The sequence below is a fragment of the Hominiventricola sp. genome (assembly GCF_057604405.1).
In genome coordinates this window covers 242,946-267,054 of record NZ_DBLYVB010000001.1, presented here as the reverse complement: position 1 = coordinate 267,054, position 24,109 = coordinate 242,946, and the positions used below count along the sequence as shown (strand labels likewise).

Below are 24,109 nucleotides of genomic sequence, written 5' to 3'. Positions count from 1 at the left end.
TATGGAAAGAGAAATGACGAATTGGATTGACAATATATGGCCGAAATTTCTGGATGCGGGGCTGTCCATTGTATGGGCAGTGATTCTCCTGATTATTGGCATTAAAGTCATTAATGTGGCAAGAAAACTGTTAAAAAGTGCACTGGAACGTTCCAGTATTGATACCGGAGTCGTGCAGTTCCTGGACGCATTTGTAAAATTTGTAGCCTATGCAGTATTGATTCTGGCACTGTTAGGACATTTTGGAGTGCAGACAACTTCTTTTATTACTATCCTTGGTTCTGCTGGAGTAGCCATTGGTCTGTCTTTGCAGGGCAGCCTGTCCAACTTTGCAGGCGGTATCCTGATTCTGATTCTGAAACCATTTGTGGTGGGGGATTATGTGAGCGTCTGTGGCTGTGAAGGAACGGTAGCAGTGATATCCCTGTTCTACACAACCTTACATACGGTGGATAACCGAAATGTTGTACTGCCAAATGGTAGTCTTTCCAACAGTAATATCACGAATTATTCAGCCAATGAAATTCGCCGCGTGGATATGAGCGTAGATGTGGGATATGGTTCTGACCTGAAGAAGGCAAGAGAAGTGATTATGGACATCCTGAATCAGGATGAACGAATTTTGAAAGATCCGGCTCCGATCGTAGCAGTGGATAATCTGGGAGACAGCGGCGTGAACGTGCTGATCCGTCCGTGGGTCAAATGCGAGGACTACTGGGCAGTGAAATGGAGTGTGCTGGAAGCTGTTCATAATCGACTGAATGCCGAGCAGATAGACATCCCGTTCCCGCAGATGACTGTACATCTTGATCAGAATTCATAAAGTTTTAATGGAAAACCACTGGAAAAAGGGATATACTGGTATCGGATAGTTAGACATGAGGTGAGTGAATGAAAGCGCATATGAGGAAACTCCTGAAGATATTTACTAGTCGTGTAGTTGTGGTAGGACTGGCTCTGCTGGTGCAGTTGTCATGGTACCTGTTGTTTCTGAACAGACTCGCGAATTATTCAATTGTCGTTAATGGTTTTTTTCGTGTGCTGAGTGTGATTATTCTGTTGTATCTGATCCGGAAGGATGAAAATTCTGCTTACAAAATAGCCTGGATGATCCTCATTATGATGATTCCGCTTTTGGGAGGCATCCTTTATGTAATGATCGGCAACAAAAAGCCGGGGAAAAAACTGGCTGCAAAGATGGCAGTTGTCAAAGACAGTATGACAGATGCGCTGAAGCAAAATGAAGATGTCCTGCAGGAAATCGAGGAACAGGATGCCAGGGTTGCCGGAAATATCCGGTATATTGGAAATTATGGCCCCTATCCGGCGTGGAAAAATACGACAGTTGAATATTTTCCGGTGGGTGAAAAGATGTTTGATGCCATGTTAAAAGATCTGCAGGCGGCAAAACATTATATTTATCTGGAATATTTCATTATTGCTGAAGGTGTCATGTGGGACATGATTCTGGAGATACTGGAACGGAAAGTAAAAGAAGGTGTGGATGTCCGGCTTATTTATGATGACGTAGGATGCGTGTCATTGTTGCCAATACATTATACAAAGATTATGGAATCTAAAGGTATCAAATGCATGGCATTCAACCGTTTTGTACCGTTTTTGTCTCTTGCCATGAATAACCGTGACCATCGGAAAATTTTGGTGATTGACGGTCACACAGCTTACAATGGCGGTATCAATCTGGCAGATGAATATATCAACCGGAAGATGAGGTTTGGACACTGGAAAGATACAGGGGTGCGGATTCATGGTGAGGCCGTCTTCAATTTCAGCATGATGTTTCTGGAAATGTGGAATGCATTCCGGGAGCCGGAGACGGATTTTAAAGCCTTTGATCCCCATCGGTGGCATCCGGAACCTTTTGAAAGCGACGGCTATGTGGTGCCATACTCCGATACACCGCTGGATTTTGAAGAACTGGGGGAGAATGTCTACATCAATATCCTGAATCAGGCGAAGGATTACGTCTATATAGCAACACCCTATCTGCTGATCAGTGATGAAATGGAAAATGCACTCTGTACGGCAGCCAAGCGCGGTGTGGATGTAAGGATTCTGATGCCTGGTATTCCGGACAAACCGATGGTATTTTATATGGCGAAATCTTATTATCCGCCGCTTCTTCGGGCAGGCGTTAAGATCTATGAATACACGCCGGGATTTGTTCATGCAAAATCCTATGTGTGCGACGACCGGATTGCGACAGTAGGAACCATCAATATGGATTTCAGGAGTCTTTACCTGCACTTTGAGTGTGGAACACTGCTGTATGAGTGTAAAGCAGTGATGGATGTGAAAAAGGATATGGAAGAGTGTTTCCCGAAGTGTCATGAAGTAACCATGGGAGACTGCAGACAGGGTGTGATTGGAGATCTTCTTACTTCCGTACTCCGTGTACTGGCTCCGCTGATGTAAAGTACTGTAAAAACGATAATTACGACAGGATGAAAAGAGAAGGATGAATGTATTATTTTTTCTGACCCCGAAAAGTGAGGTGGCCCATCTCCAAAAGGAATGGACCCTCAGACAGGCCATTGAGAAACTGGAACGGAGCGGTTATACTGCCATTCCTATGATCGACCGGGAAGGACACTATGTGGGAACAGTTACAGAAGGGGATATTTTATGGACGCTGAAAAAGCGCTATAACATGAATCTGAAGGAAGCGGAGAATGTTCCAGTGACCAGTGTAGAACGGCGCATTCCGTTCAAACCGGTTTCCATCGACGCAACCATGGAGGATTTGGTACAGATGGCCATGAACCAGAACTTTGTTCCGGTTATTGACGATAAAAAAATATTTATCGGCATCGTAACCAGAAAGGATATTATCCGTTTCTGCTACGAGGAGTATGCCAGAAGGCTTGAGGAGGAAAAGAAGTCATGAAATTAAAAGATTTACAGGATGCAATGATCGCAGCAATGAAAGCAAAGGACAAAGCGAGAAAAGATTCCATTTCCGCACTGGTATCTGCAGTGAAAAAAGCAGGTATCGACGCAGGCTGCCGCGATGATATCCCGGAAGATATGGTAAGTCAGGTCATTTTAAAAGAATTGAAAAGTGTAAAAGAACAGATTGATACCTGCCCGGCTTCCAGAGAAGATCTTCTGGCAGAGTACAAAGCACGTTACGAAGTGATGAGTGAGTTTGCTCCGAAGCTTTTAAGTGCAGAAGAAGTAAAAGAAATTCTCACCAGCAAATTTGCTGAAGTGCTGGCTACCAAGAATAAAGGTATGATCATGAAGACCGTTATGGGCGAACTGAAAGGCAAAGCTGACGGTAAAGTCATTAACCAGGTCGTTGCGGAGCTGACGAAATAAGATGCCAACATTACCAATGAGTCTTACTACGCTGTGTTATCTGGAGCAGGGCGACAGCTACCTGATGATGCATCGGGTAAAGAAAAAGAATGATGTGAATCAGGATAAATGGATCGGAGTAGGTGGTCATGCGGAAGATTACGAAAGTCCGGAAGACTGCCTCCTTCGTGAGGTGCGGGAGGAGACGGGTCTTACCCTGACCGATTACCGTTTCAGGGGCATTGTGACCTTTTCATTGAAGAATGTCGAGACCCAGTATATGTGCCTTTTTACAGCTACTGGATGGGAAGGAAAGCTGAACTATGACTGCGTGGAAGGTGATCTGGAATGGGTCAGAAAAGACCGTATCAAAGATCTGGAACTTTGGGAAGGAGATAAAGTTTTCTTTAAATTACTCACGGAGGAAGTACCATTCTTTTCACTGAAATTGTACTACGAGCAGGATGAACTGAAGGAATGTGTACTGAATGGAGAGATGTTGGATTGGAAAGATTTTCTGACGGATTAAAAAATTATATTTGAAATATAGTTTTGAGATATACTCCTTGTTTTATTTTTCTATATGTGATAAGATAAATCTACCAAAAAGAAACATATAGTAAAAGAAAAGGAGGAGTTAGTATGTCGGAAGATACAAAAATGATTATGGAAGAACTTGCAAAGATCCATGGTCGTCTTGACAATATGGATGGTCGCCTTGATAGAATGGACGATCAGTTTGACAAAATGGATGGTCGTCTTGATAGAATGGACGATCGGTTTGACAAAATGGACAGATGTATGGATGCTTTGGAAAGCAGTACAAAACAGGAGATTCGGTCACTTAAAACATATCTGGAAAATGAAATTGAAACAAAAATTAATATTGTGGCTGAAGGTCATTTTGATTTGATGAGAAAGTTTCGACAGGTCCAGTTATGTAATGAAGAATGGGAAATGATGAAAATCCGCATATTAGCTTTAGAACGTGGCGTTCGTGAAATCAAGGCAAAAATGCAGGTCGCATAAAAATTTTGAAAAAACAGTTGACATTTCACCTCAAGAGGCATAGAATACAAACAAGTTCAAACCAATTGTATACCAAAACCGATGAGAAAGAGAAGTAAGCTTTCCAGTAAAGTCACAGAGAACCGCAGGTGGTGGGATTGCGGTACAGAGCTGATTGCTGAATGGCCTTTCGAGGGCGGCCCGAAATGAGAAGAGTAGGAACCGTCGGGAACCAAACCCGTTATCAATGAGGAGTGTATGACAGTACACCGAAAGTGGACAGCAATGTCAAGTTGAGTGGTACCGCGATTATAAGATATTTATAACCGTCTCAAGCAGAAAAAGCTTGGGACGGTTTTTTTGTATGATAAAAAGCGAAGGGCAGCCGTTTCAAGCCAGCAAATAAGCCCTGGATTTTTGAATTGTGGAGGAAAAGGACATGAAAAAGAAAGTAGTAAGCGTATTACTGGCAGCAGCAATGACAACAACCCTGGTAGCTGGATGTGGAAGCACTGGAGCAGCAGACACCGCAGCAGATACTTCTGCAGAGGAGACCACGGAAAGCACAGATGATACCGAAGCAGATGCGGCAGATGCAGAAGAGACCGCCAATGCAGGTGCTACCTACAAAGTAGCAGTTGTAAAACAGATGGATCATGCATCACTGGATGAGATTGCAAACGCAGTAGAAGAAGAACTGGATGCAATCGCAGCTAAGAACGGAGTTACTATTGAATATGAAACCTATTCCGGACAGGGGGATCAGTCTACACTGACCCAGATCGGAACCCAGGCAGTAGCAGATGGCGTAGATGCCATCATCCCGATTGCAACTCTGGCAGCACAGGTGATGGCAACCTGTGCAGAGGATACCCAGACACCGGTTGTTTATGCAGCCATCTCTGATCCGGAAGCAGCAGAGCTGACTGACATCGATTATGTAACCGGTACTTCCGACGCATTGAATACCACCTTTATCATGGATATGATGCTGGCACAGAACCCGGATGTACAGAAGGTTGGTCTTCTTTATTCCCAGTCTGAAGCAAACTCTACCAAACCAATCGCAGATGCAAAAGCTTATCTGGATGAGAAAGGTATTGCATACGAAGAGAAAACTGCAAACACCAACGATGAAGTAATCACTGCAGCAAGCGCACTGATCGCTGATGATGTGGATGCAGTATTTACCCCTACGGATAACGTGATCATGGCAGCAGAGCTGGCTATCTATGAGAACCTGGCTGAAGCAGGAATCCCTCATTACACCGGAGCTGATTCCTTCGTAAGAAATGGTGCATTCGCTACCTGTGGTGTCAATTATACCGACCTTGGACATCAGACCGCTGATCTTGCATATGATGCAATGACGAAAGGCATGGACGACCTGGAAGACTACTATCTGATGGACGGCGGCATCATCACAGTCAACACCGAGACTGCCGCAGCACTTGGAATTGATTATTCCGTATTTAATGACATGGGAGAAGTGGTAGAAGTTACCACAACTGAGGAGTAAATTATGATTTATGTGATTCAGACAGCCCTGGAGCTGGGCTTTATGTACGCACTGGTAGCCATGGCCCTGTTTTTAAGCTACCGGATTCTGGATATTGCAGATTTGACGACAGACAGCGGATTTGTACTGGGAGCAGCTGTGTCGGTAACAGTAGCGGCAGCAGGACATCCGTTCCTGGCTATTCTGGCAGCAATGGCTGCCGGAAGCTGTGCCGGTTTTGTCACCGCATTTCTGCAGACCAGACTGGGAGTTCCGTCGATTCTCGCAGGAATCGTAACTAACACAGGACTTTATACGGTGAACCTGATGGTCATGGGCTGGAGTTCCAATGTGAGTCTTCTGAAACAGGATACTTTATTTACGCTTCTGAAGAACACGGGAATTGGAGGAAGTTGGTATAAGCTTCTTCTTGCTGCCGGAATCACAATTGCAGCCGGAGTTTTTCTGGTATGGTTTTTGGGAACCCGTATCGGACTGAGTATCCGGGCAACCGGAGATAACGCGGATATGGTGCGTGCCTCATCTGTGAATCCAGTATTTACTATTACCATTGGCCTTTGCATTTCCAATGCACTGACTGCTCTGTCTGGAGCTGTTGTAGGGCAGTATCAGAAGTCCGCAGATATTAACGGCGGAACGGGAATTGTAGTCATTGGTCTTGCCTGCCTGATTATTGGTGAGACTCTCATTGGCCGCAGATCCATGGGAAGAAATGTGATCGCAGCCATCGTGGGAAGTATTGTATATCGTTTTATTTATGCAGTCATTTTAAAGACCGGCATCGTACCGATTGAGTGTCTGAAACTGGTAACCGCTATCGTGGTAGCACTGGCCATTGCCGGACCGGCACTGAAAGAGGGAGCCGCATTTCAGAAACGGAAAATGAGCGCATCCGCGTCCAGAAAGGGAGGCAACTGATATGTTAAAACTGGAAAATATCAAAAAGACCTTCAATCCGGACACGGTCAATGAAAAATGTGCGCTGCAGGGATTATCCCTTCATTTAAAGCCAGGCGATTTTGCAACGATCATCGGTTCCAACGGAGCCGGAAAATCCACCATGATGAATGCCATTGCAGGTGTATTCTATGTGGATGAAGGTTCTATCACTCTGGATGGACAGGACATCACGTTTATCCCGGAATATAAGAGAAGCCGTGTCATTGGCCGCCTGTTCCAGGATCCGCTTCGCGGAACGGCTCCCCATATGACGATTGAGGAAAATCTGGCACTGGCTTATTTAAGAGCTTCTAAGGGAACCGCTCCCTTTAGCCGGATCTCCAAAAAGGATAAAGAATTTTTCCGGGAACAGTTATCTCTTCTTCATATGGGACTGGAAGACAGGATGAAAAATCCGGTAGGCCTTCTTTCTGGAGGACAGCGTCAGGCACTGACACTTCTTATGGCAACCATGGTACCACCCGATCTCTTACTTCTGGATGAGCATACCGCAGCTCTTGATCCTGCAACCGCAGATAAAGTGCTGAAGCTGACTCAGGAAATTATTGAGAAAAATAATACTACTTGCCTGATGGTAACCCACAATATGCATCAGGCATTGACGATGGGGAATCGGACGCTGATGATGGACGATGGAAAAATCGTACTGGATGTGGAAGGCGAAGAGCGCGCCAATATGACGGTGAACGATCTTCTGGAAAAATTCCACAGCAAGGCAGGAAAAGATCTGGACAATGACCGGATTCTCTTATCCATGGAAAAATAAAAGCGAAACTGTTCGGAAGATACATTCTTTCGGACAGTTTTTTTATGTAAATCTAAAAGTTTTATAAACAGTCGAAAAGTAGTTGCAAAGACAGAAGCTTTATGCTAAAGTCAGTCATAACAACAACGCAAGTCAAAATTCGGCCATATCGGCCAAAATTTTCCAAACAACAATGAAATTAACTGTGGTGCAAAAGAACGGGGGAAAGTGCAAAGTGTGAACAATATTATTTTTCTTTTACTGCTGGGTTGGATTGCAGTAGAAGATTTGAAACATCGCAGGATTCCAAACTATTTGGTCATCTGTCTGTTTCTATGGGGGATTTACAGCAACGGGATGACAGGAGAGTGGAATTCGTCGGTAAAAGGGGCATTACTGGCAGGCGGAAGTATGCTGATCTTTTATATTGTATTCCGCAGAGGAATCGGTGCCGGGGATGTGAAATTACTGACAGTGGTGGGATTTTACGTGGGGTGCGAAAAAATCTGGGAGCTATTGTTTTTGATTTTTCTGATGGCAGCGGTATGGGGAATATTATGCAAAAAGGAGGTCCCTCTGGCAATCTGCGTATTTCTGGGCGTAGGCTGTCGGATGTTGGGACTGATTTAACAGGGGGATTTTATGAGGTATTTATCTGCTTTTTACACAGATATTGGAACACAAAAAAAGAGTAATCAAGATTCGCTGTTAATCCAGGAAGCGAATACAGCAACAGGAACGACATTGCTGGCGGTTTTATGTGACGGGCTTGGCGGTTTGCAAAAAGGAGAGATTGCCAGCGCAGAAATGATCAAAGCATTTTCCGTCTGGTTTCAATATCAGTACCCGATTCTTTTGAACCAGAGATTTACTGCGGATGGTTTGCGGGAGAGCTGGTCGAAGCTGGTATCTGAAACGCATCAGAAGTTGACTACGTATGGGAAAATGCATGGATTATCACTGGGGACAACGGTCGAAGCAGTCCTTTTTTATGAAAAAAAATACTATGTATTTCATATCGGAGACTGCCGGGTTTATAAAAAGGAAGGAATTTTACAGCAGATTACAAAGGATCAGACCTATATTCAGCAGGAGATGGATTATGGAAGAATGACTCTGGAGGAAGCAATAAAAGATTCGAAAAGAAATATGCTGCTGCAGTGTGTGGGGGCAGGTAATTATCTGGCACCGGATTTCATACAGGGAGAGTTGGCACCGGAACAGGGGTTCCTGATCTGCAGTGATGGTTTCCGGCACGTAATCAGTACAGGAGAAATTGCAGAAGGCATGCGATTACCGTCTTCGCATCATGAAGATCTCATGAGAAAGCGGCTTGTGGGGTTAACGGAACTTTGCAAGCAGCGGGGAGAAAAGGATAATATCACTTCGATCTGGATACAGGTCTGCAGGTGAGATGAGGGAGTGTATACATGCTGAAGATTGGTGATTTACTGGGTGGAAAATATCGAATACTGAGTGTTGTTGGACGGGGCGGAATGAGCACCGTCTATTTGGCGCGTAATGAACGGGCAAATAAAAACTGGGCGGTAAAAGAAGTCAGAAAGAGCGGTGTAAATCAGGATCAGGTTGTAGAGCAGAGTCTCCTGACTGAGGTGGAGATCATGAAGCATCTCAATAATCCACATCTGCCAAGTATTATCGACGTGATTGATATTGATGATACATTTGTAATCGTTATGGATTTCGTGGAAGGAAATTCACTGGAGAAGGTACTGGAACATGGGAGCGTGTCGGAAATACAGGTGATTGACTTGGCAAAACAGCTTTGTGATGTATTGCTGTATCTTCATAGCTGTAATCCGCCGATTATTTACAGAGATATGAAACCATCCAATGTAGTACTGAGACCGGACGGAGTGGTGATGCTGCTGGATTTCGGTACGGCGAAAGAATATAAATATGATGAATCGGGAGATGCAACCACCTGTCTTGGTACAAGAGGATATGCAGCACCGGAACAGTATGGAGGACATGGAAGAACGGATGCCAGGACAGATATTTACTGCCTTGGAGCAACTCTTTATCATCTGGTGACAGGAAAACACCCGAGCAGTGAACCATACATGAAACCAGTCAGAAAAATCAATCCGAAACTTTCAGAAGGTCTGGAAAAGATGATTCAGAAATGTACCAGACAAAACCCGGAAGAACGTTATCAGTCCTGTGGAGAGCTGAAATTTGATCTGGATCATGTAGAAGAGATCGGAAGAACAGCCCAGAGAAAAAGAAGCAGAAATTTAGGACTGTTTTTTGGCTCAGTTCTGATGGCAGTATCCGGAATTGCCGGTATGACCGGATTTAAAATAGCTGCCTCCAATGAGACCAGATCCAGCTACGACTATTATATCTCACAGGGTGATGCGGTGGCGGAAGACGACAAGGAGCAGGAACTTTCAGAAAAGACAGAGATTTATAAACAGGCCATTCAGGTGGCACCGGCCAGAAATGAAGCATACAGGCATCTGCTGGACACGATCATTCATGATAACCGGATTGATATAAAGGAAATACAGGCAATGCAGACGCTTCTGGGACAGATGCTGGAAGGAAATCCGGCTCAGAACTATTTTCAAAAGCGGAATGAAAAAGAATTTGATGAGTTCGCTTATGATCTTGGTGTAAATTATTATCTCTATTGTACAGATAATGGAAAGAGCCTTTCTCTGGAATGGCTGAAGTATGCAGCTGACAGTACAACCCTCTCAAAAGAAAAAAGAGGAACGGCGGAAAGTCTTTGGACAATTGCAAAGTCTCATGGAGAACTGACAAAGAAGGTGAACTCGGAATATACCTATACAGAATATTGGACAGACCTTAATGGGCTGGTACAGGACGATCTTGTGACAAATACAGGATATTATATTGCCCTTGGTATTTACCGATATACAGCAGGAGAGATCAAATCCCAGATCAATAAGTTCAAAGCGCAGGGCGGTATTGAAAAAGCAGAGATAGAGCAATTGCTTGACCGGATCGAACAGGGAACAGCGCAGATTGAAACAGGAAATAACCTGGATGAAGAAGACCAGAAACTGATGGAAGAAATCAGAAACCAGGTGAAAGGAGCCAGAGATATGTCGGCCGTGGCATATGGTGTTTAAGGAGGAAACATATGGGAATGGAACGAATACAGACATATAACGCCGGGTTTTATATATGTCTGGTTATCACGATATTTGGAGTAATACTTGCGATTTTGTTTTTCTTTACCCTTCATATTAAAGATGCATGGAAGATGAGTTCAGGAAGAGCCAGAAATGAAAGCATTCGGAAGATAGAGAAAGCGACAGAAGTAATGATGAAAAGAGAAAACTGCTTTACTCTCACTAAAAATATTATGGTGATTCATACAGAGGAAAAAATCTAAGGAGGAGAATAAAATGCATAAGAGAATTCTGGCACTGATATGCACGGCTGTGTTGATATCAAATCTGCTTTCTGTTGAGAATTGGAGTATGATTACCCGTGCTGAAGAGCAGGAGGAACAGACAGAAGAGGAAACAGGATCTGCGACTGTCACGGTTACTACACAGGAAGGAAAAACAGCCGAGTGTGCAGTAAAAGTGACCAAAGATATAACCTCCATTACAATTGAACAGCCAGCAGAAGCAGAATTTTATCCGGCATTTACAGACAGTGTGCAATTTGCAGCAGCTCTTATACCGGATGAGGAATACTGTAATGATCCAACGGCCACATGGTCAGTCAATGAGGGAAGTACCGCTTCAATAGATCCATCCACCGGAGAACTGACACTCCATGAATTGACAGGTGATGAAGAGACGGTAACCGTTACCGCAGAAGCTGGAAATGAAAAGACCAGTAGGCAGGTCACTTTGAAAAAAGCAGAGATTACAGAAATTTTTGTCGATGATATCGATGTTACCTATGGAAAAGAAGCACAGTTGACGGCAACTGTAAAGTCTGGTGATGAAACAGTCAGTGAAGACAAAATGCCTCCGCTTCATTTTGAGGAGACAGATGGGACGGAAATAGCTGAAGTAACGAAAGAAGGAAAGGTAACTGCACGTGAAGTAGGCGCTTTTAAAGTAAAAGTATCCACAGATGGAAATGGTTACTTTAAATCCGCTGGAAGTTCCGAGAAGGAGCTGACCATACATCCGGCAAAACTGCAGGTAAAGGTTACAGAAGGTACGGCAGAGGGACCAATTGTAACAAAAGTCAGCGATGGAACAGCAGCACTGACAACAGACAATATCACCGCGATTGAAAATGCACTTTCCCTTGATGGGATTGTCGATGGTGATGAAGTGTCTCTGAAGGTCGGAGATGATGCACCCTGGAGCAGCCTTTCTTATGAAGAGAATAAGCTGGGCAGCAATACGGTATCACTGAACAGCCTGAAGGACAGTTTCGAACTGGAAGGAACGGACAGTGCTAATTATGTGCTGGATGCCGAGGTTCCCGCTGCAAATGATCTGAAGGTAACTGCAGAGATTGCACCGAAGGCACCAGAGACTTCTGATTATGATATGACTCAGGCAAAAGAAGATCAGACGTTTGCCCTTACGGATGATGAAGTAAGCGGTATTCTTCTTTCTGCAGGTACAAAAGGAACAGATGAAGTTTACTGGTATAACGAAGCAGGACTTCCCTTAACGGTTGATGAGGGCTATCAGCTGCTGACAGATCAGTATGTGCAGTATACGGACAGTCTCATAACAGAGTCCGGCAAGACGTATTATGTAAAGCAGACAAAAGAAGACAATACCGTATGGTATTATGGTCCCTATACCATTGAATTACAGTGTGATGGGGATGAGCCGACTTACCATATTGATGAGATTAAGAAGATCAATTTTGGAAAAGAAAGTACAGAGTTTACCATTATCATCAAAGATACAGATGGCAGTGGTGTAGATGCAGATTCGATCCGTTATTTTATCGGAGACAACAAGACGATGAAAGAAGACGGAACACTTCCGGCAGAAACAGATTCTGCATGGAAAAAATCCGCCACAGTATCACAGGATAGAGAAAACTATAAAGTAACAGTGACCGTTCCGACGTCCGGATATCTTTATATTCAGGCAGCTGACAAAGTGGCAAACAACAGCTTTGGAGGACCGTTCTATCTGCTGATACTGGAAAATACAGCACCGACGGTTACTGTGACCTGCCAGGATCAGGGCTATGATTTTGATGCGCCGAGAAATGCACATACCCTGAATATTACGGCAGAAGATGCCAAAGAAGACGGGACAGAACCGTATTCATATTCCGGAATTCAGTCACTGACTTACCGTCTGAGCAGACAGAATCAAGACGGAACAGTAGGAGATATTGTCCTGACAGCAGAAGATGCGGAAGCTTTCATGCCTCTTACGATGGATGTTGTAAAAGCATCCAGAACAAAGGTAAAAGATCAGATTGTCCTTCAAAATGATGACCAGGGACAGCCTTTGAATGGCATCTATATTTTGATGGTAACAGCAGTTGATTTCTGCGGAAATGAAACCGTAAAATCCGACTGGATTCTAAACTTTGATAATGAGACACCGAAGCTTGTAGATGCTTCCTATGATGGATATACCCATATCGGTACAGATGGAAATATATACTATGGGCAGAAGGCGACTGCACATCAGATACAGTTTACCATTCAGGAGAAGAATTTTGATCCAGATCTTGATAATGATTCCAGTATCGTGGTCAAAAAGAACGGTCAGCAGATCACAGAAGGATATACGGTGACGTGGGAACATGACGGAGAACTTCATAAAGCGATCGTAAATCTGACGGGAATCAATGGGACAGAAGAAAATGATGTTTACACCGTAGAGAGTCATTATCAGGATCTGGCAGGAAATCAATTGGATTATGAAGGTGCATCTATGGTGATGGACAAGGTGAGCCCGGTAGTTACCCGGATCGTAACCAGTGAAAATCTGAATGGAGAACCGGATGGCAGTCCGTACGATGGAATCGATTATTATATTAATAAAACAATTACGACTGTAATTACAATTGAAGACGAAAACTTACCGTCTGATTCCACGGAGATTTGGCAGACTTCCATGAAAAAAGACGGAAATGATGTGGAAGAGGATTTACGGACTGCAGAATCCGGACAAATCACATTTACAATGGAAGCAGACGGCCGATATTCCGATCTTAAAGCAGCAGGAACGGACCTTGCTGGAAATCCGCTGGTTCTGGCTGAAAATGGATATGAACACGAAATGTGGGATGAGGCAGAAGCAGAAAATGGGACGGTCAACCTCTCTTATGCAAGAGTCGTGGATACAGTCGCACCGGTTGCGGTGATTACTTATACTTCCAAAGCCGATCCGAATGGATATGGCACTGAGTACTACTACAACAAAGATGTTACAGCAGAAATTGCAGTGACAGATCAATACGGTGATAATTCCTGTGGCATTGATTTTACGAAACTATTTACGATATGCCGGAAAGACGGACAGGGAACAGCGGAGAATATCAGCAGTGAAAAGACGATTTATGAAATCAATAAAGTAGATGGAAGATATGGTATTTGCATCTATGGAACAGACCGTGCGGGAAATGCCCTGGGTGTCAGGGAGCAGACTCCGGGGACGATGGACGGATTTAAGGAAAATGTGTCCGGTAAAGACGGAGACGCCATACCATATACTATTATCCGTGACACAACCCCACCGGTCTTTACTTTCCAGGTAACTCCAGATGCAGCGGTTACCAATCAGAAGAAGCAGGAGGATGGACGTTATTATTTTAACGGAGATTATCGGGTTACCGTTGTAGTGGAAGATACCAACTTTGATGCAGGGAAGGTTTTTCTTAATAAAGGAATGACAGCGGCAGGTGCTTATGATGCTTCTGCAGCTACAATATCTGATTACAAAAAACTGACCGGTGATACATACAATAACGGAAACAATATCTATACAGACAGTGAAAGTATGGAAGGAGTGTTCCGCTATGCGGTCTATGGAACTGATAAAGCCGGAAATGCCCTGGTCATGAAAAAGGGAAGCGGCATCAATGAAGATATGGAAGGAAATGCCAGCTGCTACATTATAGTTGATAAAACAAAGCCGACAGGAACTCTTACCGTAGGCAACGGAAAAGAGACATACTATCAGATTCAGGTACAGGATGGTGCGGTGGATCAGGCAGAGCCGTATCGGACAGAAAAAGAGGCATATATTCAGATTACATCAGACGACTTCAGCCCGGTACAGATTGCATACACCACGGATCGTCTGGAGAATGATGAAGTAAAAGAGGCAGCAGAGATAAAAGGAAATGGTTTCTCTTATCAGCAGAGCAGAGAGAACAGTGTCAGTGGAGAACAGATTTTCAGAATTTCCGGTATCAGTATGACTGACCGTGCAGGAAATATGAGATTCCTTGCAAAGACCAATAAAATTTATCTGGATGTGACACCGCCGACCATGGATGAACTGGCTCCGACCATCTCTGTAGTGGCAACCTCTGAGAGTGATGGGCGTGGAACAAAAGGAACCCCTCTCTTTAAGGATGATGTACCACTTCATATTAAGGTAACCGATCCGTATGGTGGTTCTAAGAGTTCCGGACTGAGTGAAGTAACGTATCATCTGTATATAAATGGATCAGAAGTAGCCGGTGACAGACAGGTACTGAATCCAGAGTCCACTACAAAATGGAATGAAAATTATGAGGATTCTTCGTTAGTCTTCAATATTGACAGAACAATTACCGTGAATGCATCCAGCCATAACTATAATGATATCCGTGTTGTGGTGAATGCAAAGGATAATGCGGGAAATACCAATACCAGAAACTATACATTTGGAATTGATGTGACAGCGCCGACCATTGAAGTGGAATACGATAATAATGATGCGCAGAACGGACGGTATTTTAAAGCGGATCGTGTGGCAACTGTAACTGTAACAGAGCGGAACTTCAGCTCTGATCTGATAGACATTTCCACACAGTCTTCGAATATCAGCAGCTGGAGCTACAGTAAAGGCAGCGATGCCAATGGTGACGATGATAAGTGGACAGCGGAGATTACTTATCATGTGGATGGCGAGTATACACTTGATATTTCAGGAGAAGATCTGCTGGGACAGAGTGCGGAAAGTATCAGCTATTCCGGAACAGCATCCCAGGATTTCGTGATTGATAAGACCGCTCCGGTACTGACTCTGGAATTTGACCGGAATGATCCGGCAAATGGCAAGTATTACAACAGCGCAAGAACAGCAACTCTCTTGGTTGATGACGTGAATTTTGGCGGACAGGCAGACATTACCGTAAATGCGTCTGGTGGCGGAGCAGCACCGGCATTTACATTCACTGGAAAATCTTCTTCCGCAACATTCCATATGGACGGAATCTACAGTTTTGCCGGTACTGTCACGGATATGGCGGGAAATGTATCACTTCCGATAGACTGCGAAGAGTTTGTCATTGACCAGACAGCACCGGTAATTACATTCCATGATGTGGAAGATATGACAGCTTACGGTAAAAGTGACAGTGCATTTGCACCGTATATCACTATCGATGATACGAATTTTGATCCGGCTGGTGTGACAGTTACCATGTCAAGAATGAAATGGGATTCCGAAGAGGAAATGACGGATTTCGGAGGATTGAATGGAAGTACCTGGCAGCTGAAGGAACTGGAGCAGATGCCGGAAAATGATGCGGTCTATACACTGAACGTGAGAGTACAGGATATGGCGGAAAATCCGAACAGCGATGAGACTTACGTTACATTTTCACTGAACCGTTATGGCTCTGTCTATGTACTTGGTGAAGAGACATCTGCTTTGCTGGAACAGTATTATACAAATGAGGCTCAGGAACTGACACTGACAGAATACAACCTGAGTAATCAAGTAGATTCCTGGATTGATGTGTCCAGAAACAGCGAAGAAGAAACGCAGCTGACAAAAGATACAGACTACAGTGTACAGAAGCAGGGGAACTCTGGAAATGACTGTAACTGGAAGCAGACGGAATATCAGATTCATGCATCCAATTTTGTAGAAGATGGAACTTATAAGGTACTTGTATATTCCAAAGATACGCTGGAGAATGCAACGACCAATGAAAATCCGGCCGCAGAAGAATATGCGTCTGTGCTTGCATTCTGCAAGGATACGGAAGGTCCGACTGTGACTTTGACAGGTGTGGAAGAAGGTGGATTCTATAATGAAGCCAGTATGCCGCTTCTTGTTAATTATTTCGATAATAACGAAATGGAACGACTGAATATCCAGGTAGTCAATGGGGCAGATGAGAATGATGTGATAGAGAGCGTGGAGTATGTGGCAGATGACGGAGCCATTGAAGCAGCATCCGGTAAACTGGAATATACACTGAAGGAAAATGCAAAGATTCAGAAAGTCATTGTAACGGCAACCGACCGCGCAGGAAATACTTCAGAACCACAGAGTATTACATTTACCTTGTCTACCAGTGCGTGGGTACGGTTCTACAACAATAAGCAAAAACTCTATGGAACAATTGCAGGTGTAGCAGGAACGCTGGGAGTGATCTGTCTGATGATTAGGATCTGGCGAAGAAGGCGAAGGAATTGATTGCCAGGCTGCAGATACAGCCTTAAGCATTTCATATTTTTTTCACAGCCCGCCCATAATTTTAACACGAAAATCCGATCATCTGTATGTGAATGGAGAGAAGACCCTGTAATGGCTGATAATAGATGCTGAAAATCATAGATCACATAGAAGAACGCAGAAAAATTTTCTGCGTTCTTTTCAAAATCATTTAAAAATTCTGTATTTTTGTTAAAAAATAAATTATTCTTGATAAAACTGTATACAATGATACAATAGTACAAAAATACAACACGTGAACAAGGGGGAGAAAGCAGAATGAAAATGATCGTAAATTTCATCAATGAACTGGACGGACTTGTGTGGGGATGGCCAATGATCATCTTATTGTTGGGAACACACATTGTAATGACAGTCTGTACGGGAGGTATCCAACGGAAGATCGGAACAGCAATCAAGCTTTCCGTGACAAAGGATACAGAAGCAGAAGGTGAGGTCAGTCAGTTCGGAGCATTGGCAACGGCGCTGGCTTCCACTATTGGAACCGGAAATATCATTGGTGTGGGAACTGCAATTTACCTTGGCGGTCCGGGAGCGGTACTGTGGTGCTGGCTGACTGGTGTATTTGGAATTGCTACCAAATATGCAGAGTCTCTGATTGCAGTGAAATACAGAGTAAAAACTTCTGACGGACGCATGCAGGGAGGCGCTATGTATGCACTGGAGAGAGGGCTGAACATGAAATGGCTGGGTCTGATTTTCGCATTCTTTGCAGCCTTTGCATCCTTTGGAATCGGATGTGCGACACAGGTCAACGCCATCGCAACTGTTTGCACTGAGAATCTTGGCATTCCGACATGGCTGGTAGGAGGTGCAGTTGCATTTTTTACAGCGTTGGTTATTTTTGGAGGAATCAAGTCTATTTCCAGCGTATGTGAGAAGCTGGTTCCGTTCATGGCATTATTTTATGTGCTTGGATGTTTCGTAATTCTTTGTATCAACGGAGATTTTCTTCTTCCGGCATTGAAGACGATCGTAACGCTGGCATTCCAGCCGGGAGCAGCTGCAGGCGGTCTGACTGGCGGAGGTATCATGCTGGCACTGCATTATGGGGTTGCGAGAGGATTGTTTTCAAATGAGTCCGGTATGGGTTCTGCCCCGATCGCAGCTGCAGCTGCACAGACGAGAAATCCGGTGCGCCAGGCACTGGTATCCGCAACCGGAACTTTTTGGGATACTGTGGTTGTATGTGCCATGACCGGTCTGGTACTGGTTACCAGTATTATGAAAAATCCCAATATTGATATTTCCGGAGTGGACAATGGAGGTGTTTTAACGACACTGGCTTTTGATCAGATTCCGTACATAGGACCGATGATTCTCGTATTTGGAATTATTCTCTTCGCATACTCCACTGTTCTTGGCTGGGCATATTACGGAGAACGCTGTGTAGAGTACTGCCTGGGTAAAAAAGCATTGGTTCCGTATCGTGTTCTCTATATTGTAGTAGCTGCCATTGCTCCGGTTGTAGCGTTGGATCTGGTATGGACTATTGCTGATATCCTGAATGCATTGATGGCGATTCCGAATCTGGTGGCAGTGCTCCTGCTGTCTCCGGTGATTATGAAAGAAACCAGAAAATATATCAATAATCTGGATGCACACAGTAATGAAGCAGTTCCGGTGCTGAATACAGAAAAAGAAGACGTAGCTTAACATGATTATGAGATAGAAAACAGGAAAGAATAGGGCCTCGGGAAAGCGGTATTGCTTTCCCGGGGCTTTCTGTATTATAATACTATGGAATCTATAAAGATAAAGGAGACTACATCATTTATGATGAACATTTTATTTGTATCTCTTGGCTGTGACAAGAATCTGGTGGATTCTGAAGTTATGCTGGGACTGCTTTCAAACAAAGGTTATACATTTACCGATGATGAGACGGAAGCTGACGTCATTGTGGTAAATACCTGTTGTTTTATTGGTGATGCTAAGGAAGAGAGTGTTAACACAATCTTGGAGATGGCAGAGTATCGGAAAGCAGGAAAATGTAAGGCACTGATTGTGACCGGATGTCTGGCTCAGCGTTATAAGCAGGAGATCATTGACGAGATACCGGAAGTAGATGCGGTTCTCGGCACCACTACCTATGACAGCATCGTGGAAGCCATTGAGCAGGCTATAGGTGGTGAGCATATGCTCAAATGTGAGGATATTGACCGTCTGGTGCTGACTCCGGCAAAGAGAATACTGACTACAGGTGGACATTATGCACATCTGAAAATTGCAGAGGGCTGCGACAAACACTGCACCTACTGTATTATTCCAAAACTGCGCGGTAATTATCGAAGCTTCCCTATGGAGCGTCTGGTAAAGGAGGCAGAAGAACTGGCAGAGCAGGGTGTGAAGGAACTGATTCTGGTAGCCCAGGAGACAACCCTTTACGGAACCGATTTATATGGAAAGAAAAGCCTGCACCTGTTGCTGAAAGAGTTATGCAAGATCAAAGGCATCCGCTGGATTCGTGTGCAGTATTGTTATCCGGAGGAGATTTATGATGAATTGATCCAGACCATCAAGGAGGAGCCGAAAGTCTGTCACTATCTGGATCTTCCGATCCAGCATGCCTCCGATAGGATCTTAAAGAGAATGGGCCGCAGAACTTCCCAGGCAGATTTAAGAGCAATTGTTGCAAAATTAAGAGAAGAGATTCCCGATATCTGTCTTCGTACGACGCTGATCAGTGGTTTCCCGGGTGAAACCCAGGAAGATCATGAGGAACTGATGGCATTCGTGGATGAGATGGAATTCGACCGTCTGGGTGTATTTGCCTATTCTCCGGAGGAGGATACTCCGGCTGCCACTATGCCGGATCAGATCCCGGAAGAAGTCAAAGAAGAGCGTCGGGACGAGATCATGGAGCTTCAGCAGGAGATTTCCTTTGAAAAAGCAGAGGATATGGTTGGAAAATCCCTGTGGTGTATGATTGAGGGAAAAGTAGCGGATGAGTATGCTTATGTGGCAAGAACTTATAAGGATGCTCCGGGTGTGGACGGTTATCTGTTTGTCCAGACCCTGGAGGAACTCATGTCCGGTGATTTTGTAAAGGTCAAAGTGACCGGTGCGGATGATTATGATTTGATAGGAGAGATTGACGATGAATCTGCCGAATAAACTGACGATTTTCCGGGTGATCCTGGTAATTCCTTTTGTGGCACTGATGCTGAATGGCTATGATCTGTGGGCAGTAGCTGTATTTATTATTGCGAGTCTTACAGATCTTCTGGATGGAAAAATTGCAAGAAAATATAATCTGATTACAGATTTTGGAAAATTCATGGATCCGCTGGCGGATAAGCTTCTGGTATGCGCGGCTATGATTTGTCTGGTGGAGATGGGACGTCTTCCGGCATGGATGGTAATTGTTATCATCAGCAGGGAATTTATCATCAGTGGTTTCCGTCTGGTGGCTTCTGACAATGGTGTGGTCATTGCGGCCAGCTACTGGGGAAAATTTAAGACGACTTTCCAGATGCTCATGATCATTGTATTGATTCTGAATCTGGGTGGGGTGTTCGACATGATTGGTCTGGTGCTTACCTGGATCGCATTGATTTTGACGGTTGTGTCCCTGATTGACTACCTGGTGAAGAACAAACAGGTGATTCTGGAAGGAGAAATTTAAGATGGAGAACGAAGCGTATTCCAAGATAGTGAAACTTTGCGGAATGGAAGTGGCCGAAGTCAGAGAACAGCTAAGTGATCTGCTCATTGCACAGGATAAGGTGCAGTTTGACATCAACGGCGCATTCGGCGAGGTGGTTATCCGGCTTTCTTCCGAGGATGAAAATGCAAGGGAAAAGATCAAAAGTCTGATCCGGGAACTGAAAGTTCGCTTCGGAAGCAGCATTTTTACAACGAAGAAAAATATATCACTGGAACAGACCATTGTAGATCTCCTGAAAGAACAGAAGATGACGGTTTCTACAGTAGAGTCCTGCACTGGAGGTTTGATCAGTGCACGTCTTACAGATGTACCGGGAGCATCAGAAGTATTTTCTCAGGGATTTGTGACTTATTCAGATCGTGCCAAACGAAAGATGGTAGGGGTAAAGAAGTCAACTCTGAAAAAGTATACGGCGGTCAGCGAACAGACAGCGAAAGAAATGGCAAAAGGCGGCGCATTTATGGCAGAGGCAGATGTCTGTGTCAGCGTCACCGGATATGCAGGACCAGATGGCGGCGAAAACGGAGATCCGGTAGGTCTTGTCTATATTGGCTGTTGTGTGCATGACAAAGTGTATGTGGAAGAATATCATTTTGTAGGAGACCGTGCCAGTGTGCGCAGACAGGCAGTGATTCATGCACTGACCCTTCTGCGAAAAAGTATTTTGGAAAATTACGAGATCTAACGAGGCGAGACTATGAGGTATCATAATATTACAAAGGATGATATGCTGAATGGGGATGGACTTCGGGTAGTACTCTGGCTGGCCGGATGCACACATCACTGTAAAAATTGCCAGAATCCAATCACCTGGGATCCGAATGGAGGAATTCCTTTTGACGAGGACGCGAAGCAGGAAATATTCGAAGAACTTGAAAAAGACTATGTGGATGGCATTACCTTCAGCGGTGGCGATCCTCTGCTGGAGCAAAACAGGGAGGAACTGACAGGATTGATACGGGAGATTCGCAGCCTGTTTCCGGAGAAGACCATATGGCTGTATACGGGATATTTATGGGAAGAGATCAGTGACCTGGAACTGATAGATGATCTGAACGTATTGGTAGATGGTGAATTTATGGAAGATCTGAAGGACAATAACCTTCCCTGGAAAGGCAGCGCCAATCAGCGCGTTATTGATGTGCAGATGACGAGAAAACTTGGAAAAGTCGTACTGTACGCATAAAAGAAAGCATAAAAAGAACAACAGAGTCAGGCAGTCTATTGGCCTGACTCTGTGTGGATAAGGAGACTTTAATAAATGGAAACGATTAAGATTAAATATTTTTCTGACAAAATCGAGAAACTGACCTACATTGCAGGAAAGTCTGACTGGATTGACCTGCGGGCTGCAGAAGATATTGTCATGAAGCAAGGAGAATTTAAGCTGATTCCCCTCGGAATTGCCATGGAACTTCCGAAAGGATATGAGGCCCATGTGATCCCGAGAAGCAGTACATTTAAGAATTTTGGACTGCTGCAGACGAATAGCTGCGGACTCATTGATGGGAGCTATTGCGGCGATAACGATCAGTGGTTTTTCCCGGCACTTGCTATGAGAGATACGGAGATTCATGTCAATGACAGGATCTGCCAGTTCCGTATTATGGAGCATCAGCCGCAGATCATCTTTGAGGAAACAGAAAAACTGGATGGTAAAGACAGAGGCGGATTTGGAACAACCGGACGCCAGTAATACATAAATGGAGGATATGGTATGGCTTGTAAAATTTTCGGAACCATTGATGTGGGAAGCTATGAGATAAATCTGAAGATTTATGAGCTTTCTGCCAGAAATGGAATTCGGGTATTGAATCATGTGCGTCATCGGATGGAACTTGGAAAAGATGCCTATGCGACCGGAAAGATCAGCACAGAACTGGTAGATGAATTGTGTGCGGTGTTGCTGGATTTTCAGAGAATCATGAAAGAATTTGGTGTGGAAGAGTACAGAGCCTGCGCCACCAGTGCCCTTCGTGAGACTCGGAATACGCTGGTGCTGCTGGACCGGATTTACTTAAGAACCAGTGTCCGTCTGGAAATTTTAAGTAATTCCGAACAACGGTTTCTTGGATATAAGTCCATTGCGTCCAATGAACAGGCCTTCCAGAAAATCATTGAACAGGGAACAGCCATTGTGGACGTAGGCGGTGGAAGTATCCAGATTTCTTTGTTCGATAAAGACAATCTGGTGACTACACAGAATATCCGGCTTGGTACGCTAAGACTCAGAGAGCGCCTGGCCGATGTGGCAGAGCGGACGGTGCATTATACGGCAGTTATGGAAGAACTTCTGAATAATGAACTGCGTACTTTCCGGAAATTGTTTTTAAAGGACCGGAATATTCAGTATATTTTACTGGTAGGAAGTTATATCCAGTATGTGAACCGCTATATCCATGGCGGAGATGGGAATAACCAGATTTCCAGAGAAGAATTTCTGGAATTTTATGATGATTTTTCAAAAAAAGGCGCTCAGGTTATGTCGGAGCAGTTAGGAATTTCGCAGGAAAACATTTCGCTTCTTTTACCTACGCTTGTCTTGTATAAACGTCTGTTGGAAGAAACAGGGGCGGAAAACGTAGTCATTGTGGGAACTGATCTGGGGGATGGTCTTGCGTATGATTACGCTGAAAAAAATAAGATTGTGAAACCCCGGCATAATTTTGAAAATGATATTATTGAATCAGCGCGGAATATCGCAAAGCGGTACCATACCAACCGGAATCATGCGCAGATGATGGAACGCCTGGCCTTGACGATTTTTGACAAAATGAAATCGATTCATGGACTGGAGAAACGGGAACGTTTACTGCTGCAGATTTCGGTACTGCTCCATGACTGTGGAAAGTATATCAATATGGCCCAGTCGTCTGAGTGTTCCTACAATATTATTATGGCAACGGAAATTATCGGACTGTCCCACGCGGAAAGGGAAATGGTGGCTAATATCGTACGGTTTAACAGCAGTCCGATTCTGTCCTATGAGGAGCTGGCGGCAGGATCCCTTCTGGGACGTGAGGAGTACCTGACCATAGCCAAGTTGACAGCAATTCTGCGGGTGGCGAACGCTATGGACCGGAGTCATAAACAAAAGATAAAGGATATCCGTGTGACCATGAAAGGAAATCATACCATGCAGATCCTGGTGGATACTTTTGAGGATCTGACATTGGAGCAGGCGTTGTTTAAGGAAAAAGCGGAGTTCTTTGAAGAGGTGTACAGCATTCGTCCCGAATTGAAAGCAAAGCGTCTGGTGTAGG

21 protein-coding genes and 1 other annotated feature are annotated in these 24,109 nt (G+C 44.3%); all 21 genes read left to right on the top strand.

What is annotated here, in order from left to right; all coding sequences use genetic code 11:
- Position 1: 1 nt before the first annotated feature.
- The 21 genes from ACZMB2_RS01230 to ACZMB2_RS01130 all read left to right on the top strand — a co-directional run bounded on the left by ACZMB2_RS01230 (position 2) and on the right by ACZMB2_RS01130 (position 24,108).
- The gene (locus tag ACZMB2_RS01230) at positions 2 to 823 is read left to right on the top strand and encodes a mechanosensitive ion channel family protein (RefSeq protein WP_487595140.1); all 822 of its coding nucleotides are present in this window, start codon (positions 2 to 4) and stop codon (positions 821 to 823) included.
- Positions 824 to 891: 68 nt separating this feature from the next.
- Complete coding sequence (gene cls, locus ACZMB2_RS01225) at positions 892 to 2,436, top strand: cardiolipin synthase (protein WP_487595139.1); 1,545 nt, start codon at positions 892 to 894, stop codon at positions 2,434 to 2,436.
- A 43-nt stretch (positions 2,437 to 2,479) separates the two neighbouring features.
- Entirely contained in the window at positions 2,480 to 2,908 is a 429-nt protein-coding gene (locus ACZMB2_RS01220; RefSeq protein WP_487595138.1) for a CBS domain-containing protein, read from the top strand.
- Positions 2,905 to 3,342: a GatB/YqeY domain-containing protein gene (locus ACZMB2_RS01215; protein ID WP_118769435.1), complete on the top strand. Its 438-nt coding sequence runs from the start codon at positions 2,905 to 2,907 to the stop codon at positions 3,340 to 3,342. Before ACZMB2_RS01220 ends, ACZMB2_RS01215 begins: the two co-directional genes overlap by 4 nt.
- Before the next feature lies 1 nt (position 3,343).
- A complete protein-coding gene (locus tag ACZMB2_RS01210) occupies positions 3,344 to 3,850 on the top strand; it encodes an NUDIX hydrolase (RefSeq protein ID WP_487595137.1) in 507 nt (168 codons plus the stop codon).
- A gap of 113 nt (positions 3,851 to 3,963) precedes the next feature.
- Entirely contained in the window at positions 3,964 to 4,350 is a 387-nt protein-coding gene (locus ACZMB2_RS01205; RefSeq protein WP_487595136.1) for a hypothetical protein, read from the top strand.
- 72 nt (positions 4,351 to 4,422) lie between these two features.
- Positions 4,423 to 4,666, top strand: a binding site (T-box leader).
- 102 nt (positions 4,667 to 4,768) lie between these two features.
- Positions 4,769 to 5,848, top strand: coding sequence for an ABC transporter substrate-binding protein (locus tag ACZMB2_RS01200; RefSeq protein WP_487595135.1), 1,080 nt, complete (start codon positions 4,769 to 4,771; stop codon positions 5,846 to 5,848).
- Between the two features lie 3 nt (positions 5,849 to 5,851).
- Complete coding sequence (locus ACZMB2_RS01195; protein WP_118769439.1) at positions 5,852 to 6,766, top strand: ABC transporter permease; 915 nt, start codon at positions 5,852 to 5,854, stop codon at positions 6,764 to 6,766.
- 1 nt (position 6,767) lies between these two features.
- Positions 6,768 to 7,574: an ABC transporter ATP-binding protein gene (locus ACZMB2_RS01190; RefSeq protein WP_487595134.1), complete on the top strand. Its 807-nt coding sequence runs from the start codon at positions 6,768 to 6,770 to the stop codon at positions 7,572 to 7,574.
- Positions 7,575 to 7,790: 216 nt separating this feature from the next.
- Positions 7,791 to 8,183: a prepilin peptidase gene (locus ACZMB2_RS01185; protein WP_487595133.1), complete on the top strand. Its 393-nt coding sequence runs from the start codon at positions 7,791 to 7,793 to the stop codon at positions 8,181 to 8,183.
- A gap of 12 nt (positions 8,184 to 8,195) precedes the next feature.
- Positions 8,196 to 8,966, top strand: coding sequence for a PP2C family protein-serine/threonine phosphatase (locus tag ACZMB2_RS01180; RefSeq protein WP_487595132.1), 771 nt, complete (start codon positions 8,196 to 8,198; stop codon positions 8,964 to 8,966).
- A gap of 17 nt (positions 8,967 to 8,983) precedes the next feature.
- Positions 8,984 to 10,675, top strand: a complete 1,692-nt coding sequence (locus ACZMB2_RS01175) for a serine/threonine protein kinase (protein WP_487595131.1) — start codon at positions 8,984 to 8,986, stop codon at positions 10,673 to 10,675.
- A gap of 11 nt (positions 10,676 to 10,686) precedes the next feature.
- Entirely contained in the window at positions 10,687 to 10,941 is a 255-nt protein-coding gene (locus ACZMB2_RS01170; RefSeq protein WP_308459092.1) for a hypothetical protein, read from the top strand.
- Positions 10,942 to 10,954: 13 nt separating this feature from the next.
- Entirely contained in the window at positions 10,955 to 17,137 is a 6,183-nt protein-coding gene (locus ACZMB2_RS01165) for a hypothetical protein (RefSeq protein WP_487595130.1), read from the top strand.
- A gap of 297 nt (positions 17,138 to 17,434) precedes the next feature.
- Complete coding sequence (locus tag ACZMB2_RS01160; protein ID WP_487595129.1) at positions 17,435 to 18,832, top strand: alanine/glycine:cation symporter family protein; 1,398 nt, start codon at positions 17,435 to 17,437, stop codon at positions 18,830 to 18,832.
- A gap of 123 nt (positions 18,833 to 18,955) precedes the next feature.
- Entirely contained in the window at positions 18,956 to 20,293 is a 1,338-nt protein-coding gene (gene rimO / locus ACZMB2_RS01155) for a 30S ribosomal protein S12 methylthiotransferase RimO (RefSeq protein WP_487595295.1), read from the top strand.
- On the top strand, positions 20,277 to 20,804 hold the full coding sequence (gene pgsA / locus ACZMB2_RS01150) for a CDP-diacylglycerol--glycerol-3-phosphate 3-phosphatidyltransferase (RefSeq protein WP_118769447.1): 528 nt from the start codon (positions 20,277 to 20,279) through the stop codon (positions 20,802 to 20,804). Before rimO ends, pgsA begins: the two co-directional genes overlap by 17 nt.
- Before the next feature lies 1 nt (position 20,805).
- Positions 20,806 to 21,531 (top strand): nicotinamide-nucleotide amidohydrolase family protein, encoded by a 726-nt coding sequence (locus ACZMB2_RS01145; RefSeq protein WP_487595128.1) that lies wholly within the window; start codon positions 20,806 to 20,808, stop codon positions 21,529 to 21,531.
- 12 nt (positions 21,532 to 21,543) lie between these two features.
- On the top strand, positions 21,544 to 22,032 hold the full coding sequence (gene nrdG / locus ACZMB2_RS01140; protein ID WP_487595127.1) for an anaerobic ribonucleoside-triphosphate reductase activating protein: 489 nt from the start codon (positions 21,544 to 21,546) through the stop codon (positions 22,030 to 22,032).
- A 75-nt stretch (positions 22,033 to 22,107) separates the two neighbouring features.
- Positions 22,108 to 22,542, top strand: a complete 435-nt coding sequence (locus tag ACZMB2_RS01135) for a dUTP diphosphatase (RefSeq protein ID WP_487595126.1) — start codon at positions 22,108 to 22,110, stop codon at positions 22,540 to 22,542.
- Positions 22,543 to 22,563: 21 nt separating this feature from the next.
- Positions 22,564 to 24,108, top strand: coding sequence for a Ppx/GppA phosphatase family protein (locus tag ACZMB2_RS01130; protein WP_487595125.1), 1,545 nt, complete (start codon positions 22,564 to 22,566; stop codon positions 24,106 to 24,108).
- Position 24,109 lies beyond the last annotated feature (1 nt).

What these genes read in the sequence shown, in the direction of transcription:
- ACZMB2_RS01230 (WP_487595140.1), top strand. Translation starts at nt 2, where the DNA reads ATGGAAAGAGAAATGACGAATTGGATTGACAATATATGGCCGAAATTT.
- cls (WP_487595139.1), top strand. Translation starts at nt 892, where the DNA reads ATGAAAGCGCATATGAGGAAACTCCTGAAGATATTTACTAGTCGTGTA.
- ACZMB2_RS01220 (WP_487595138.1), top strand. Translation starts at nt 2,480, where the DNA reads ATGAATGTATTATTTTTTCTGACCCCGAAAAGTGAGGTGGCCCATCTC.
- ACZMB2_RS01215 (WP_118769435.1), top strand. Translation starts at nt 2,905, where the DNA reads ATGAAATTAAAAGATTTACAGGATGCAATGATCGCAGCAATGAAAGCA.
- ACZMB2_RS01210 (WP_487595137.1), top strand. Translation starts at nt 3,344, where the DNA reads ATGCCAACATTACCAATGAGTCTTACTACGCTGTGTTATCTGGAGCAG.
- ACZMB2_RS01205 (WP_487595136.1), top strand. Translation starts at nt 3,964, where the DNA reads ATGTCGGAAGATACAAAAATGATTATGGAAGAACTTGCAAAGATCCAT.
- ACZMB2_RS01200 (WP_487595135.1), top strand. Translation starts at nt 4,769, where the DNA reads ATGAAAAAGAAAGTAGTAAGCGTATTACTGGCAGCAGCAATGACAACA.
- ACZMB2_RS01195 (WP_118769439.1), top strand. Translation starts at nt 5,852, where the DNA reads ATGATTTATGTGATTCAGACAGCCCTGGAGCTGGGCTTTATGTACGCA.
- ACZMB2_RS01190 (WP_487595134.1), top strand. Translation starts at nt 6,768, where the DNA reads ATGTTAAAACTGGAAAATATCAAAAAGACCTTCAATCCGGACACGGTC.
- ACZMB2_RS01180 (WP_487595132.1), top strand. Translation starts at nt 8,196, where the DNA reads ATGAGGTATTTATCTGCTTTTTACACAGATATTGGAACACAAAAAAAG.
- ACZMB2_RS01175 (WP_487595131.1), top strand. Translation starts at nt 8,984, where the DNA reads ATGCTGAAGATTGGTGATTTACTGGGTGGAAAATATCGAATACTGAGT.
- ACZMB2_RS01170 (WP_308459092.1), top strand. Translation starts at nt 10,687, where the DNA reads ATGGGAATGGAACGAATACAGACATATAACGCCGGGTTTTATATATGT.
- ACZMB2_RS01165 (WP_487595130.1), top strand. Translation starts at nt 10,955, where the DNA reads ATGCATAAGAGAATTCTGGCACTGATATGCACGGCTGTGTTGATATCA.
- ACZMB2_RS01160 (WP_487595129.1), top strand. Translation starts at nt 17,435, where the DNA reads ATGAAAATGATCGTAAATTTCATCAATGAACTGGACGGACTTGTGTGG.
- rimO (WP_487595295.1), top strand. Translation starts at nt 18,956, where the DNA reads ATGAACATTTTATTTGTATCTCTTGGCTGTGACAAGAATCTGGTGGAT.
- pgsA (WP_118769447.1), top strand. Translation starts at nt 20,277, where the DNA reads ATGAATCTGCCGAATAAACTGACGATTTTCCGGGTGATCCTGGTAATT.
- ACZMB2_RS01145 (WP_487595128.1), top strand. Translation starts at nt 20,806, where the DNA reads ATGGAGAACGAAGCGTATTCCAAGATAGTGAAACTTTGCGGAATGGAA.
- nrdG (WP_487595127.1), top strand. Translation starts at nt 21,544, where the DNA reads ATGAGGTATCATAATATTACAAAGGATGATATGCTGAATGGGGATGGA.
- ACZMB2_RS01135 (WP_487595126.1), top strand. Translation starts at nt 22,108, where the DNA reads ATGGAAACGATTAAGATTAAATATTTTTCTGACAAAATCGAGAAACTG.
- ACZMB2_RS01130 (WP_487595125.1), top strand. Translation starts at nt 22,564, where the DNA reads ATGGCTTGTAAAATTTTCGGAACCATTGATGTGGGAAGCTATGAGATA.